This is a genomic window from Mycobacterium sp. IS-1496 (assembly GCF_001499995.1).
Taxonomy (GTDB): Bacteria; Actinomycetota; Actinomycetes; order Mycobacteriales; family Mycobacteriaceae; genus Mycobacterium.
On the sequence record NZ_LQIU01000026.1, the window covers coordinates 1 to 14,612 of the forward strand.

The 14,612-nt window shown below is 64.1% G+C and carries 14 protein-coding genes; 6 read left to right on the forward strand and 8 right to left on the reverse strand.

The window, feature by feature from the left end:
* Window positions 1–550: 550 nt before the first annotated feature.
* Both AU195_RS15020 and AU195_RS15025 read right to left on the reverse strand, forming a co-directional pair.
* Entirely contained in the window at window positions 551–3,673 is a 3,123-nt protein-coding gene (locus tag AU195_RS15020; protein WP_013470990.1) for an MMPL/RND family transporter, read from the reverse strand.
* A 278-nt stretch (window positions 3,674–3,951) separates the two neighbouring features.
* Window positions 3,952–4,620, reverse strand: coding sequence for a TetR/AcrR family transcriptional regulator (locus AU195_RS15025; RefSeq protein WP_434089300.1), 669 nt, complete (start codon window positions 4,618–4,620; stop codon window positions 3,952–3,954).
* Window positions 4,621–4,697: 77 nt separating this feature from the next.
* On the opposite strand from AU195_RS15025, the gene AU195_RS15030 reads away from it, so the two are divergent.
* Window positions 4,698–5,567: a metal-dependent hydrolase gene (locus AU195_RS15030; RefSeq protein WP_013470992.1), complete on the forward strand. Its 870-nt coding sequence runs from the start codon at window positions 4,698–4,700 to the stop codon at window positions 5,565–5,567.
* 128 nt (window positions 5,568–5,695) lie between these two features.
* Here the strand turns inward: AU195_RS15030 and AU195_RS15035 are convergent, their stop codons facing one another.
* The 3 genes from AU195_RS15035 to AU195_RS15045 form a co-directional block, all read right to left on the reverse strand.
* A complete protein-coding gene (locus tag AU195_RS15035; protein ID WP_013470993.1) occupies window positions 5,696–6,598 on the reverse strand; it encodes an alpha/beta fold hydrolase in 903 nt (300 codons plus the stop codon).
* Window positions 6,599–6,656: 58 nt separating this feature from the next.
* Window positions 6,657–7,097: a PaaI family thioesterase gene (locus AU195_RS15040; protein WP_030133884.1), complete on the reverse strand. Its 441-nt coding sequence runs from the start codon at window positions 7,095–7,097 to the stop codon at window positions 6,657–6,659.
* A 184-nt stretch (window positions 7,098–7,281) separates the two neighbouring features.
* Complete coding sequence (locus tag AU195_RS15045; protein ID WP_032698085.1) at window positions 7,282–8,478, reverse strand: cytochrome P450; 1,197 nt, start codon at window positions 8,476–8,478, stop codon at window positions 7,282–7,284.
* A gap of 74 nt (window positions 8,479–8,552) precedes the next feature.
* Between AU195_RS15045 and AU195_RS15050 the strand changes: the two genes are divergently transcribed.
* Entirely contained in the window at window positions 8,553–9,149 is a 597-nt protein-coding gene (locus AU195_RS15050; RefSeq protein ID WP_013470996.1) for a TetR/AcrR family transcriptional regulator, read from the forward strand.
* Entirely contained in the window at window positions 9,146–10,195 is a 1,050-nt protein-coding gene (locus AU195_RS15055; protein WP_013470997.1) for an LLM class flavin-dependent oxidoreductase, read from the forward strand. The genes AU195_RS15050 and AU195_RS15055 overlap by 4 nt, the downstream gene beginning before the upstream one ends.
* Window positions 10,196–10,243: 48 nt before the next feature.
* Here the strand turns inward: AU195_RS15055 and AU195_RS15060 are convergent, their stop codons facing one another.
* The 3 genes from AU195_RS15060 to AU195_RS15070 form a co-directional block, all read right to left on the reverse strand.
* Complete coding sequence (locus AU195_RS15060) at window positions 10,244–10,708, reverse strand: DUF6188 family protein (RefSeq protein WP_013470998.1); 465 nt, start codon at window positions 10,706–10,708, stop codon at window positions 10,244–10,246.
* A 78-nt stretch (window positions 10,709–10,786) separates the two neighbouring features.
* Window positions 10,787–11,458 carry a TetR family transcriptional regulator gene (locus AU195_RS15065; RefSeq protein WP_013470999.1) on the reverse strand — a complete coding sequence of 224 codons (672 nt, stop codon included), beginning with the start codon at window positions 11,456–11,458 and terminating at the stop codon, window positions 10,787–10,789.
* Window positions 11,455–11,970 (reverse strand): PaaI family thioesterase, encoded by a 516-nt coding sequence (locus tag AU195_RS15070; RefSeq protein WP_013471000.1) that lies wholly within the window; start codon window positions 11,968–11,970, stop codon window positions 11,455–11,457. The genes AU195_RS15065 and AU195_RS15070 overlap by 4 nt, the downstream gene beginning before the upstream one ends.
* Before the next feature lie 100 nt (window positions 11,971–12,070).
* Here AU195_RS15070 and AU195_RS15075 point away from each other — a divergent pair, with 100 nt between their 5' ends.
* From AU195_RS15075 to AU195_RS25235, 3 genes are all read left to right on the forward strand, one after another.
* Entirely contained in the window at window positions 12,071–12,763 is a 693-nt protein-coding gene (locus tag AU195_RS15075) for a TetR/AcrR family transcriptional regulator (RefSeq protein ID WP_013471001.1), read from the forward strand.
* A gap of 544 nt (window positions 12,764–13,307) precedes the next feature.
* A complete protein-coding gene (locus AU195_RS15080) occupies window positions 13,308–13,625 on the forward strand; it encodes a hypothetical protein (protein ID WP_013471002.1) in 318 nt (105 codons plus the stop codon).
* A 118-nt stretch (window positions 13,626–13,743) separates the two neighbouring features.
* On the forward strand, window positions 13,744–14,610 hold the full coding sequence (locus tag AU195_RS25235) for a hypothetical protein (protein WP_013471003.1): 867 nt from the start codon (window positions 13,744–13,746) through the stop codon (window positions 14,608–14,610).
* The last annotated feature ends 2 nt before the right edge of the window (window positions 14,611–14,612 follow it).

Genomic DNA, 14,612 nt, shown 5'->3' on the forward strand with positions numbered 1-14,612 from the left:
ACACGGCACAATAACCACGACCACGTGGCCTACTTTTCAACCGTCGCTTCTGGCCTAGTTTTCGACCGTCGTCAACACCGCTCGTCATCGAGGGGTTCGATGCAGCCGTCAAGTCCGCGAACGAGCGATTCGAGACGGAGCACTTAGTACGGCTCCGTGAGCGTTTAGCCAAGCTGGATGCGGCGCTGGATGCTGCGAATGCACGGCAGGGCGAGCTCGATAATCTGGCCGAGCACTTCAGAGAACCCGGTCGGTTGCCATGGGATCAGCGCGACTTAACCCACCCGGGCGATGACGACAACCACGAGTAGCCCGTTTGAGGTGTTTCGACCTGCGGGGAACTGGGTGTCGCGAGAAGATTTTCAACCGGTCCATCCCTCGCCAACCTCGCGGCTCTTGCCGCGAAACTACTACGCCGTTGTGAAGGTGTTTCCGAACTTCGTCCGTCGATAGCCGACGGATCTTACTGGCGCAGGGGTCGTATTCATTCGGGGTGAATACGCCCTCACGCTGGTCGGCATGTAGCGCCGGGTATTGCTCTGTTCGCTTCTCACCTCTCCTGGACCAGCACGTGAGGTGCGTCCTTCATGCCTCCTGCGTTGGTCTGACCACGTCGCGGGTTTGTTGCTTTGGTGGGCCACCAGCTGGCTTCGCGTAGGAGTGTGGCGATGGCGGGCACGGTGAGGGTGCGCACGAGGAAGGTGTCGAGCAGCAGCCCGAAGCCGATGATGAGGCCGGCTTGGATCATGATGGCGACTGAGCCGACCATGAGGCCGAACATGCTGGCGGCGAATATCAGGCCAGCGGAGGTGATGACGGCTCCGGTGTTTGCCACGGTGCGCAGGACGCCGACGCGGATGTTGGTTCCGGATTCTTCGCGGAGCCGTGAGACGAGCAGCATGTTGTAGTCGGCGCCGACGGCGACGAGGATGATGAACGCCAGCAGCGGTACGGGCCAGGCGATTTCGTGGCCCAGTCCCCATTGGAAGACCACAACGCCGATGCCGAGCGAGGCGAGGTAGTTCAGCACGACGGTGCCTAGTAGGTAGAGGGGTGCCAGGAGTGCGCGCAGCAGTAGGACCAGGATGACGCCGACGATGATTATGGTGGCGATGGCCAGTTGTGCGAAGTCGGCCCATAGGAGTCGTTGGATATCGGAGTTGACGGCGGGGAAGCCGGCGACGGACACGGTGGCGTCGGCGAGTGACGTGTTGGGTCGTGCGGTGTTGGCGGTGTCGGTGATGCGGCTGGCGAGGTCCATCGCCTCAACGCTGTATGGGTCGTGGCTGCTTTCGATCATGAACCGCGCTGTTTTGCCGTCCGGTGAGAGGAATTGTTCGGCGACGTCGGTGAATTGCCGGTTCTCGAATGCGTTGGCGGGCAGGTAGAAACCGCTCGAGGAGTCGGAGTCGGCCGCTGCGCGTGAAGAGTTTTGCAGTTGGGTGGCAATCTGGCTCATGCCGGACAGCATTTCGATGTTGCTGTCGGCGAGGGTGCGGACGCCGGTGGCGAGTGCTTGGGCGCCGGAGGCCAGCTGTCCGATTCCGTCCTGCAATCGGCGGAGGTTGGTGGCCAGGTCGGCGGGGTCACCGAGGGCTCCGAATGCCTTGTCCAGCGAGGCGACTGCGTTCTCGACGTTGGCGAGGGTGCCACCGACTGTGGCATTGGTGGCGGGATCGTAGCGGTCCCCGAGGTCGGCGATCTGGGTGAAGAATCCGCTGTCGCGCAGAGTGACCAGGATCTTCACCTGGTCGCGGATTTGGGCGCATTGCGGGGTGGTGGCACACCACGGTGAGGTGTTGAGGGCGCCGACGAGTGGGTCGAGCTGGGTGATTGCGTTTTGGGCTTGGTTGGCCAGCGGTCGTAGTCCTGGGCCGGATTGGATGGCTTGGTCGACGGCGGGGGCAGTGGCGGAAAGCTGTTGCAGCAGTGGCCGGAATTGGTTGACCTGAGTTCCTGCGGATTGGGCTTGGGTGAGGATTCCGGCCAGTGGTGTGAGGGCGGTGCGCACGGTGCTGTCGAGTTGGGCGAGGCCGTCGGCGAGCTGGTCGGCGCCGCCGGTGAGTTTGGCGAGGTCGTCTTTGCGTGAGTTGCCCTCGGCGACCGCGCCGGCCATTTTGTCGCCGATCTGGCCGTTCTGCCAGGCCAGTTCTGCTTGGTCGAGGCGCTCTCCGGTGGGGCGGGTGACTCCGGAAACTTTGGTGACGCCGGGGATCTGGGAGACGCGGGAGGCCATCTCGTCGAGGTCGGCCAGTCCTTTCCCGGTCCGCATGTCGGTCGGGTTTTCCACGACGAGGAATTCGCTGATGACGACGTCTTTGCGGAAGTGGCGGTCCAGCAGGTGGTAGCCCTGGTTGCTGGCCGTGGTGTCTGGTTGTCCCTTGCGGTCGTCGTAGCTGATTTTGATGGTTGCAGCGGCTGCTGATAGGGCGAGCAGGATGACCAGGCTGACGATCAGTAGTGGCACGGGACGGCGGACCACGGCGACGGCGACGCTGTTCCAGTAGCGGCGGGTGCGGTCGGGTTTGGGTTCACCGATGCCGCGTTTGGCGGCTAGCGACAGCACGGGTGGCAGCAGGGTGACGGTGGCCAGAAATCCGAACAGCACGGCGATGGCGCACGCGGGGCCTAGGGCGGCGAAGACGCTGAGCCGCGCGAAGACCATGGCCAGGAACGCGAGTGCGACGGTGGCGGCGGAGGCGAGGATGACACGCCCGATGCTGGCGGTGGCGTGGATGATGGCCTGATCGGCGGGTACTTGGGCGCGGCGCTGCTCGTGGTATCGGCTGATCAGGAACACGGTGTAGTCGGTTCCGGCGCCGAGCAGGATCGCCGTCATGAAGGCGACGGTGAACTGGGAGACCGGCATGCCCATCTCGCCGAGGGCGGACAGCACGCCGCGCCCGACCGCCAGGCTCAACCCGATTACCAGCAGCGGTAACAGCGCGGTGAACACCGACCGGTAGACGATCAGCAGGATCAGGGCGATCACGCCCGCGGTAGCGATTGAGATCAGCAGCAGGTCGTGCTCGGCCGAGGCGATCATGTCGCTGAAGGTCGCCGGTGGTCCCGTCACTTGCACGGTCGTGGTCGAGCCGGTGAACACCTCCGCGGCGATGTCGCGCACCGCGTTGACGGATTCTGCGGCCGTGGGGTCTCCGAGGGTGCCGGCGACGCCGACGGGCAGGTACCAGGCTTTGCGGTCGACGCTGACCGCCTGGGCTTCGGTAATCGGATCGGCCAGTAGGTCCTGCACCAGCAGGACGTGGTCGCCTTCGGTCTGCAACCGGCTCACGAGTTCGCCGTAGCGCTGCCGTGCAGTCGGAGTCAAGCCATTGGGGTCTTCCATGGCGACAAACACCATGGTTTTCGAGCCTTCTTCGCCGAACGCGGCGCTCATGCGGTCAACCGTCTGCAAGGACGGCGCATCGCGAGGAATGAGGTCCACCGACTGTTGGCGCACCACGGTTTCCAGCTGGGGAAACAGCAGCGCGAGAACCACCGCGGCGCCCAGCCATACCCCGATGACCAGCGCTTTGTGCCGGAGGGTGAATCGGGCTAGCGCTGCCAACCGTTCGCTGTACTCGCGAGTGTCGGCCGGGTCGGGGGATCCGTTGGCGCGCCGACCAGAACGCGTGGCCTGGCTTGGGGAATCTGCAGTGCCGTCGGTCACTAGACCTCCACTGGTCGCGAATGGTAGCGATACTGTCGGTATCGCTACGCTACCGCATGTAGTGCACGTGGTGGCGGCCGCTATCGAGTAGGCCCGCGGCCGCGGTCACAGTAGGCAGAGGAATGGTCGAACACTCAATTGGCTTCTGGAAGCCAAGGCCGACGCTGTTCAGTCGACGACACTGGCCTTGGATGTCGTTCAGGGCCTTGCTGTTGCTGGTCCTCGACGTTGACATCGAATGCACGGACGGCCACATCGCGTAGCGGGGCCGCGGGCCGCTACCTGTGGGGTCGGGCTTCGGTTGTGGCCGACTGGTCCGAGTTCTGCAGCAGCACGTAATTGCCGAGGCTGCCCAGGAAACCTGCGCAGTGCTGAACGAGTTCATCGGTGGTGAACTCGAGTTCTCCGTCGAGTCGGCGGCGCAAGACTTCGAATAGCCCTCCCACGCCCAAGGTCGAAGCCAAATGGGCAACCCCAACGGCGGAGTCGGCGATGTCGAGGTGGAGTCTGGCTTCGCGCAAGACGAGGTCGGTGAAACCCGCCATCAGTTCGCTGCGTAGCTCTCGGAGCAGCGGCTCGGTTGCAGATTCCACGAACAGGATCCGACCCAGCCGAGGGTCGTTGTCGATCATGCTGACCAGCCTGCGGATCGGCGCGTACGCCAGCACCTCCGGTGGCTCGCCGGCATCGGGGATCGCGTCGACTATCACCTCCTGGAAGGTGGCATAGAGCTGCTGGTAGACAGCCCGCAGGAGGGCGTCTCGGCCGGAGAAGTGCTGGTAGAAGTAGCGTGACGTGACACCTGATTCAGCGCAGACGGCAGTCACAGTGGCGGCGGCAACACCGCGCGTGCCGATCAACTCGGTTGCGGCCTCGATGAGACGGGTGCGCCGGTTCCGGTGACGCTCCTCGGCGGACATCCCGCTATACACCCGCGCCGAAACCACGTGGATAGCTTGCCATCTAATTCTGACAAGGCTTAGAGTCAGATTGCCAGCGTGCCTTTGACGAACGGGAGAACAACATGAGCGACGATTCGTCCACACGGCCCACCACGCGGGTCGTCCCGAAGCCCCGCCGTGTTCGATTCGACATGCCTGCCGGGACCAGTCGGCAGCACTTCGTCGATGGCGACTTGGTGATGAGCCACTTTGTGTCCACCTTGTCGGCCACGTTCCCCGAAGGGGAAGACTTCTTCATCCGGTCAGTCCGCGAGTACCGGGACCACATCAGCGACGCTGACCTCAAGGAGGCGGTCAAGGGATTCATTGCACAAGAGGCCACCCACCGACACCAGCATCAGCTGCTCAACGATCGGCTCCAAGCGATGGGCTATCCCACCGAGGGGATCGATCGGCATATCAAGAAGTTGGTTGGCCGACTTGAGAAGCGTTTTTCTCCCACGATGCGCCTGGCTGTGACGGCCGCCCTGGAGCACTATACGGCGACATTCGCCGAAATCATTCTCACCAGCGACGAAGCTCAAGAACTCATCGGCTACACCGAAGTGCGGCCTATTCTGCTCTGGCACGCACTGGAAGAATGCGAGCACAAGGCCGTCGCTTTCGATGTCTATGAGACGGTCGGTGGAAGCGAACGCACCAGGGTCTGGGGGATGCGGATCGCCAGCCTCCTCTTGTTCAGCGAGTTGGTCATCCAGACCACCCGCTCTCTGGCCGGTGACCGTGCCGCCTACAACCCGGTGCGGTTGCTGCGCAGCCTTCGAGCCTTCCGGCATAACCCGCTATTCAGCTCAGCAGCAATTGAGCGCTTTCGTTCCTACACCCGCGGCGGATTTCATCCCGACGACTGGGACAGCGCAGAAATCCTCGAACGCTGGACCAAGGAACTCTTCGACGCCGATGGTGGCCAACAAGTGCGTAGCAGCGTCTAGCTCGACCAGAGCCTGTCGCGGTCTATTCGGCGTGCCGAAAGGCGTTGTGAGGGCCTCCTCTTAGTCATAGGCAGCGTTTCAATAACCTTGGTGGGGCCCACTTTTACTGGCCGCTCGACGCTGCCCGATCACGGCGGGGGCTGGAGGATGCTTCGGCCGAGGAACTCGGTGACGGCGGAGCTGAAGGCGTCGTTGTCGTCGCCGGCGATCATGTGTCCGGTACCGGATACGTCGACGGTCTCGGCGTGGGGAACCAGTTGCTGGAACTCGTCGACGGTGGCTTGGGAGACCACGTCGGACAACAGGCCCCTTACGAGAAGTGTTGGGGCGCTGACCCGTCGGGCTCCGTCGATCAGCAGGTGGCTGATCGCGTCGAATTGCTCCGTTCCCGTGGTCGATTCGTCGCGGAGGAAGTCGAAGTTGGAGTGAATGAATGCCGGGTCCCACCGCCAGATCCAGCGGCCGTCGTGACGCTGCCGTAGCACCTTGCGCAGGCCGTCGACGTTGGCCGGGCGCGAGCGATGGGGGTTGTACGCGGCGATCACCTCGGCGGCGTCGGTGAGGGTGCCAAAGCCGTCGGGATGTGCGGCCATGAACGTCACTACGCGACGAGCGCCCTGGAATTCAAGCCGCGGGGTGACGTCGACCAGGACAACCGCCGCCCACAACGCCCCGGATGTCAACAGATGCGTGCCGAGCACGGTCATGCCCCCAAGGGATGCACCTACGACGGCAGGGGCGATATCCGCGCTGAAGTGCTCACGCACGGCGAGCAGATCGGTCGCGAGTCGCTCGAGGTCGTACCTGCCGGCGGGGTCCCAGTCGCTGTCGCCGTGACCGCGGGTGTCGTAGGCGACGACTGTGTATCCGCATGCGTGGAGGCGACGCGCTGAAGTGCTCCACGCGTGCCGGTTCTGGCCGCCGCCGTGCAGGAGCAGCACGACGGGACGGGCGTCATCGTGGTCGTAGCAGTCGGCGGCCAGGGTGATCCCGTCCTGGGTTCGGACCCGATGCTGCACGGCGGAGGTCATGACAAATTCCTGGCGAGATCGGAGTCCGCCCGAAGTGTGCGACCGGCTACAAGCGCCTTCATTGTGCGTTGCCCGCGGCGTTCACGATCGTGACCGTGCCCTGGGCTACGCAGACGGCTTTGTCGCCGTTGCTGATGTCGATGCGCGCTACTCCGCTGCGCTTGCCCAGTGACACGATGTCGGTGACGGCGACACACACACCGGTGGACACGGGTCGCAGCAGGTTCAGCTTGAATTCGGTGGTGGCGACCCATGATCCGGCCGGAATGACGGGGTAGAACACGACTCCGAGACAGTGGTCGACCATCGCCGATAGACATCCGCCGTGCAGGGTGCCAAAGGGTGTGAGCAGTTCGGCGCGGGTTTCCATCTCTGCCACCAGCCGACCGGCGGCGAGTTCGGTGTGCCGAAAGTTCAGGAACGTCGACAGTCCACCGGCTGTGGTCGCCGATCTGAGCAGCTGGTCGGCGATCTGCTCATCGAAGTGCGCGAATGTCATTGCCACCACCATGCCCCTTTCTCCTGTCCGGCCATGGGTTCAATCACCGTTCGAGCCTGCGAATCGTTTGAGCATGTCGCCGAATGCGCCGAGGTCGACGGCGCGGCGGAGTGCTCGACATCGACGGCGATGAACCTGGCCGTCGCGGTGAAGCACACGACGCGTCGTCGAAGAGGGGCACGGGCTAGACCGGTGTGGTCCAAGTGATGGGCAGCGATGTGTAGCCCCGGATCGGCCCGGACCGCAGCCGCCGCGCCGATTCAAGATCGACCTCCCAGTCAGGCACCCGGTCCAACAATGCATCCAGAGCGATGCGGGCCTCCATCCGCGCCAGCGCCGCACCCAGACAGAAGTGAATGCCGCGACCGAAGGCGACCTGGTGCTCACTGGTGCGCTCGATGTCGAACACGTCCGGATCGGGGAAGGCACGCTCGTCGCGGTTGGCCGACCCGAACAACAGCAGCACCTTCTCACCTTGACGCATCGTCGTGTCGTGCAGGGTGACGTCGCGGGTCAGGGTTCGTGAAAGTCCCTGTGCAGGTGAGTCGTAACGCAGCAACTCTTCCACCGCAGGCCCCAACAGTGTTCGATCGGCGGCTAGGCGTCGGCGGGTTTGCCGATGCTGGGCCAGCACGACCGCGGAGTTCCCCAGCAGATTGGTGGTGGTCTCGTAGCCCGCGACGAGCAGCAGCGCGCAGAAGCCGAGGACTTCCTCGTCGGTCAGTCCGATCCCGTCGACTGTGGCGTTGGCCAACGCCGACATCAGGTCCTCGCGGGGGTTCTTGCGGCGGTCGGCGAGGAAGTCGGTGAAGTAGGCGTAGATCGCGGCGGCGGCGGTCAGTGCGTCGGTGGTTTGTCCGTGGTTGACGTCGACCTGGACCAGTTGGCTCGACCACAATCGGAACTGATCACGATCGGTGGCGGGAACGCCCAGCAGATCGGCGATCACCGCGGCGGGCAGGATCGCGGCGAAGTCGGTCACGAAGTCCGCCGATCCGGAACCCTCGTCGAGGCGCTCGAACAACTCCGCGGCCATCTGTGTGATGGCGCCCTGCAGCCCGGCCACCCGCCGGGGAGTGAACGCCCGGCTGACCAGGGCACGCAACTGGTCGTGGCGCGGAGGGTCCATCACGATCATCATCGGCAGGAACGAACCGATGAAGTCCGATCCCGGCGGGGTGGGGAAGATGCCGTCCACCGAGGAGTACGTGCCGTGATCCAGTGCTGCGGCCTGGACATCGGCGTGGCGGCTCAACACCCAGGTATGGGATTCCTCGGCGCGGTACACCGGAGCCGCGTCACGCAATAACCGATACGTCGGATAGGGGTCGTTGAGGATCGAGGCGTCGAACGGGTCGTAACGAATCTGCACCGAGACCACAAGACCTCCTACCACCAAAGTAACGACGGTTTAGACTGGCAGTCTAAACCGGCCGAACGGGACAGGTGGGGCAAATGCGCAAGATTCCACGTCAGATCTCTGACCGGCTTCCCGCCGCGGCGGACTTGTTCGCCGAGAAGGGGCTCAACGACTCCAAGATCGAAGACGTCGCCGCGGTGACCGGTGTGCCGAAAGCGACGCTGTACTACTACTTCGCCGGCAAAGAGGACATCCTTGCCTTCCTGCTCGAAGACCTCCTCAAGGACATCTCCGATGCCGTGACCGCGATCGTGCACACCGACGGCTCCGGTGCCGAACGCCTCGCACTTGTCATCCGCGCACAACTGCGGGCAATGGCGCAGCGGCCAGCGGTATGCCGGGCACTCATCGGCGAACTGGGACGAGCGGCCCGCATGCCTGCCATCGCCGAGATGATCAATACCGCCTACCAACAACCCGTTGAAACTCTGCTCATCGAAGGAGCCCGCGACGGATCCCTCGTCGCCCAGCCCGATGCACGATCGACGTCCATTGCGCTGTTCGGCGCGGTCACCATCAATGCACTCATGTACCTGGTCACCGAGAACCACCTCGACGAGACGGTGGTCGCCAGCACCCTCAGCGCCGTCATGTTCGACGGCCTGCGCCCGCGCACAGGAGACCAGTCATGAGCACCTACGGCCTGTCGGTTCTCGGCGCGGATTTGAAGTCACTGGCCCAGACCGCCCAGGCCGCCGACGCGGCCGGGTTCGACGCCGTATGGGCCTCGGAGTTCTACTCCCGGTCCGGATCGATCTCCATGGCCGCGATGGCCAACAGCACACAGAACTGCCGGATCGGTTCCTCCATTCTCTACGGCGTCGGCCGAAGCCCCCTGGTGCTGGCCACCGAGGCGCGTGATCTCGACGAACTCTCCAACGGACGGCTGGTACTCGGAATCGGCAACGGCACCAAACGGATGATGAGCGACTGGCACGGCGTGCCCGACACCTCCGCGCCCGCGCTGCGGATGGAAGAACTCGTGATGCTGCTGCGCCGGATCTGGAACCTGCATGAAGGGCCGATCCATCACGAGGGCCGTTTCTACAGAATGAATCTCACCCCGACCGGCGACGTGGGACCCCCCAGCCGGCCGATCCCGATCGTCACTGCCGGTGTCCGGCCCCGGATGTGCGAGGCGGCCGGGCGGGTGGCCGACGGCCTGGCCGGACATCCCCTGTTCACCACCACCTACGTCGAGGAGATCGTCCGGCCCGCTATCGCCCGGGGTGCCGCGCACACCGGCCGCGACCCCAATGACGTGGAAATCATTTCCATGGTGATGTGCGCCATCCACGACGACGCCGAGGTCGCCAGGCGCGAACTGGCGCAGCAGATTGCGTTCTACTCCTCGGTCAAATCCTACGAGACGGTACTCGATGTGAACGGATTCGCCAGCGAAGGCCGAACCATCCGGGAAGCATTCGCCCAGCGCGATTTCCCGGCGATGTTCGCCGCGGTGTCCGACGAGATGATCGACACCATGGGCGTCGCCGGGACGGCACACGAAGTCCGTGAACAACTGAGACGCTACGACGGCGTCCTCGACCACATCATGCTGTATTCACCATCGGTCGGCATCGCTGCGGAACGCGTGCAGCAAAACCTCGACAGCATCATCGGGGAATGCTCGCCCGCCTCGATGTCGCCAGGGCAGTCCGGTCCACGTTCAACCTGATCCACGCATTGCCGCCCACGTCGACCCGTCGCCGCGTCCGCGGCCGCATCAGTGGCTCTGCCGCGCCGACCCCGCCGATGATTGCGTGGCGCTGTTGACGATGTTGGCGTCGTCGGTGTCGGGGAGGTCATGGCGGACCACGCGAACCCGTCCTTGAGGTAGGCAGGCCATGTAGCCGTGGCGCATGCCATAGAGCTCCCACGCTGTCTGTTCAGTGTCGGGATCGACATCGATGCGATGTCCGCGCGAGAAGCTCAGGTGTAGTCCTCCATCGTCGCTAGAACAGGCCTGGGTGCACACTGCGCCGGCGAGGTTCAGCAGTGGGCGTTCGTGGGTCGCGATCCTGAGGGGGTCAATGCGCACCGCCTCGATGGGGTAGGTGCCGACGGCCGGAAGGGTCAATAGCAGGGGGCAGGAGATGACGATTTCGTTGTAGTCATCGAAATCCAGAACCAGGCCGCCATGCAGCGAGAGGCGTTGTACGACAAGGTTTTCGATCCATTGGGTGTACATGGCAGTCTCTTTTCGACGCATCGTTGAGCCGTATCCCCAAAGAGTACGCTAAGTAGCGCTGCGATACCAGTAGTATCGTTATCGGTTGGCGGTGGGCCGAGCAGCGTTGGTCACGACGCGCCTGGTGGCTCGGTCAATGCGCTCGCGGGTGTCGGCGGCTGTCGCGCGGTCGCCGCTGAAGGCCACGAGGTTGGCCAACCAGATGTCGGAGATGACCCCAGCGACGTGCAGATCGGCGGGGGTGGGTTCGCCGCCCCTGAGCGTGCGGGCTAGCAGGATCTGGATCTCATCGGCCGCGCGGTCGAGTTCCGCGGCGGCGCGGGTGTCTGCGACGGCGAAGGCCCGTGTCATGGCCGTCGTCAGCCATGGGTCGCGCTGCCAGCGGTCATGCAGATGTGCGGTGAGCCGTTCGAGCCGTTCCAGCGGTGTGCCCTCACCACCCGCCCAGTCGCCGGCCGAGTCGAGTCGACGGAACTCGCGCGTCAGCGCTGCTACCAGCAAGTGGGTTTTCGCCGGGAAATAGCGGTAAAGCGTGCCGACGGCGATGCCGACCCGCTCGGCAACCGTCCGCATCTGAACCGCCTCGTAACCACCGGCCGCGGCCACGGCCAAAGCTGCATCCAGAATCGTTTCCCGGCGCCGTGCGGAGGCGCGTGAACGCGACGCGTTAGCGGCCCGCTTCTCTGCAGCGACCGAGTTCGCTTCCGAAGGCAGGGTTTTCCCGCGGCTGCGCGCCTGAGGGAAAGTCATGACGGCCCCGGGTCCAGACCGCCGCGGCGCGAGAACTGCTCCAGAAGATCGCCGAAAGCGCTGACATCGCCGTGTGCGGCGAAGTGCTCAGGGCTGACGACAATGAACACTGCACTGGCGGTGAAGCGGGCGATCCCACCCTCACCCGTGCCTGTCGCCGTGACATGCAGCGCCCGCCCTTCACGAGAGACGATGTGGGCAGTAATCCGGTGGGTCTGATGCAGCGGCACCGGCCGCAAATATTCGACCGTCAGGGTGCGGGTCACCGCCGGGGTGCCGGCGATCCACAACGTGAAGCCCAGGACGTCATCACATGCGGCGGCCACTGCCCCGCCGTGAGCCAGGCCCGGGGCCCCGATATGCCGCTCGTCGAACCTCACATCGGTGTACACCGCGTCGCCGCTGCGATGCACCACTAGCCGCAGTCCGTGAGGGTTGTCCGGGCCGCAACCCATGCAGGTCGTGGTGTGCGAGGGCAGCCGCTCCGGCGGCAACACGCTTTTGGGCACCATCACCCCCCAATACGATCGGTTTCGCTGCGCTACCGTTAGTACCACACTGCTAGACTGCCAGGACAACATCGCGTGAAAATCGACCGCCCGAGGTGAATGAGTGAGCAACAGTCAGTCAGCGCCAGTCCCTGACGATGACGTGGACCCGCGGCGCATCCGGTCACGCACCCGGCTGCTGGATGCTGCGGCAACGCTACTGAGCACCGGTGGGGTGGAAGCGGTCACTATCGATGCCGTCACCAAAGCATCCAAAGTGGCCCGAACCACGCTGTACCGCCACTTCCACAGTTCGTCGCATCTGCTCGCAGCCACGTTCGAACGCCTACTTCCGCAAGTGACCACTCCGGCACCGACCAGCGGACCCCTCCGTGAGCAGCTGATCGAATTGCTCAGCCGCCAAGCCGCACTCTTCAACGACGCACCGCTGCATGTCACGACACTCGCGTGGCTCTCATTGGGGCCCACCGGCTCCACTAACGAAGCGGATGAGCGCCACACATCCGGGGCGCTACGGGCCCGAGTCGTTGACCAGTACCGTCAACCATTTGACGCCATACTCACCAGCCCGAGAGCACAAGCCGAACTCGACGACTTCGACCGGGAACTGGCGCTCTGCCAACTCGTCGGACCACTCGCCTTCGCCCGAATGACCGGGCTTCGCACCATCACTCACAATGACTGCGCGAACATCGTCGATGACTTCCTCGCCGCCCACCGCAAGACCGATAGCGACGCCAAAGAGTCGAAGATCGCCACCAAGAAGACGGGCCGCCCCGCGCGCTTAGCTCGCTAGGCACAACGAAATCACAGCGTCCAGCCGGCTGGTCTTCGGGCTCTTTTCGCCTTCTCGCAAATCGCGTCGGCGATGGCATCGAAGGGCCGTTCGGCGCCGTCATCGGCGAGGCCGTGTGCGCAGATTCCATGGGCATCCGCGTGACGATTCGTGCCGGCAAAGTGAGTGCACCACCCCAGCGTTCGGACCGCCGTTTCCCGCGTTGAGAACTCTTCCCCCTACGTCCGTGAGGTGTCTCGCAGGCAACTCCTCCCATCCGCGGTCTCGCACTGCTTGGGGCGCGGGGTGTCCGCGCCGAGGATCTTTACCCGAATATCGTCCGTCGTTGAATGATCGTGCTGGCCCCGGAGTGCAAGAGGTGTGTGCCTGTCTGGCCGTTGCCGCTTGGCCGTGCGTGAAGGCGGCAACACGCCCTCGGAAACGGCACGTCGGGATCACGTGCGGTTGAGTAGCCCTCGGGGAGCCTGTCGTTGGCTCGCTTTACTTTGGGCGAATATGGCTGTGGTGGTGGCCGCCGACAGGAGCGGGGTCCTATCGTTCGGCCGTGGATAGAAAAACGCGTACCGACAATGCCGACGCCGAACGGGAGTTGGCCAATATGGCCGATGGCGTGATCCTCACACGTGCACTGGCTGGCGTTGCCGAGGTGCAAGTGTGGAAGCTCGAGACTCTCTCGGCGGCTGGCGATGACATCGATGACCATGAGCGCGTTGAGGCTTCGGCGGAACTCACCATGTCTCTGTGCACGTACAGCAAGCAGGTGAAGCAGATGGTTGATTCCGGACAATCGTTGGCCGACATCGCCCACCTAACGGGCCTGGAAGTCGATGAGCTTCGGCTGGCTGTGTCGTACGCGCCTTGACCGGTGGCTACATAGGCCTCGGGGCTGTGCCTGTTGGCGAACGCACACGAATCTGGGTTGTAGGCGAATGTGGCTGTGGTGGTGGACTATTTCGTCCGTCGGTTCGTAGGTTGCAGGCATGGGAGCGAACGAGAAGCTGAAGGCCCGGTATCGGGCGGTCGAACTGCAGCGCAAGAAGAATGCTTCGCGGGCTCGGCGGGATCGCGCCAATGCGTCTGATGCCGAGTCGATCCGTGCAATGCTGCACAGAGTCGGTGCTGTTGATTCATGGGAGCGCAAGCGTTTTGACCAGGCGGCGGAGAACATCCGTGCTGATGCCGTAAAGCGCAGGGCCGGTCACTTTCGTGGTCTGCAGGCGCTGGTCGGGCAGATGCGTGGTCGTGGTCTGACCTTCGCGCAGATCGCTGAGCTTGTCGGTGTCGATGTCCGTGAGATTCAGGCACAGCTGCGCCGGGCCGGGGGCGAGGGTGGACATGATTCGGCAATCTCCCCGGCAGCACGTTCGAGAGCTGCTGATGTCGTACCCGAAGGCGCTGCAGTCAACGATGATCCGATCTGTGATGGTGTTGAAAGAAATGAGAGCGAGGGCGGTGCCTACGATCCGACTCGGTGTGTCCGCTGCGATGCGGTGATGCTCGATGAGGACGCCACTCCTAGACGTGGCCGACGCCGGCTGTATTGCTCGGATACGTGTCGTCGGGACGCATCGGCGGCCCGTATCGCCGCACAGCGATACGGGGCGCCGATTCGCGTGATCGAAGTCCCGAAAGCCGCTGCATCGCAGAAGCAATCTGCGGGAACACCCGAGCCGCACCGGCCCGTCGCACCGGTGGATGCCGCCAACAGGGTCCTGGACGATGGCGAGGCTTTACGCGGGTTGCTTACTCGCTTGGCAGAGCAGGCTCGGCTCAAGAAACTTGATCGTGCCACGCTGACGGCTGCCCGTGACCTGTCCAATGCCGTTCATCCGCGCCGTAGTTGGTGAGA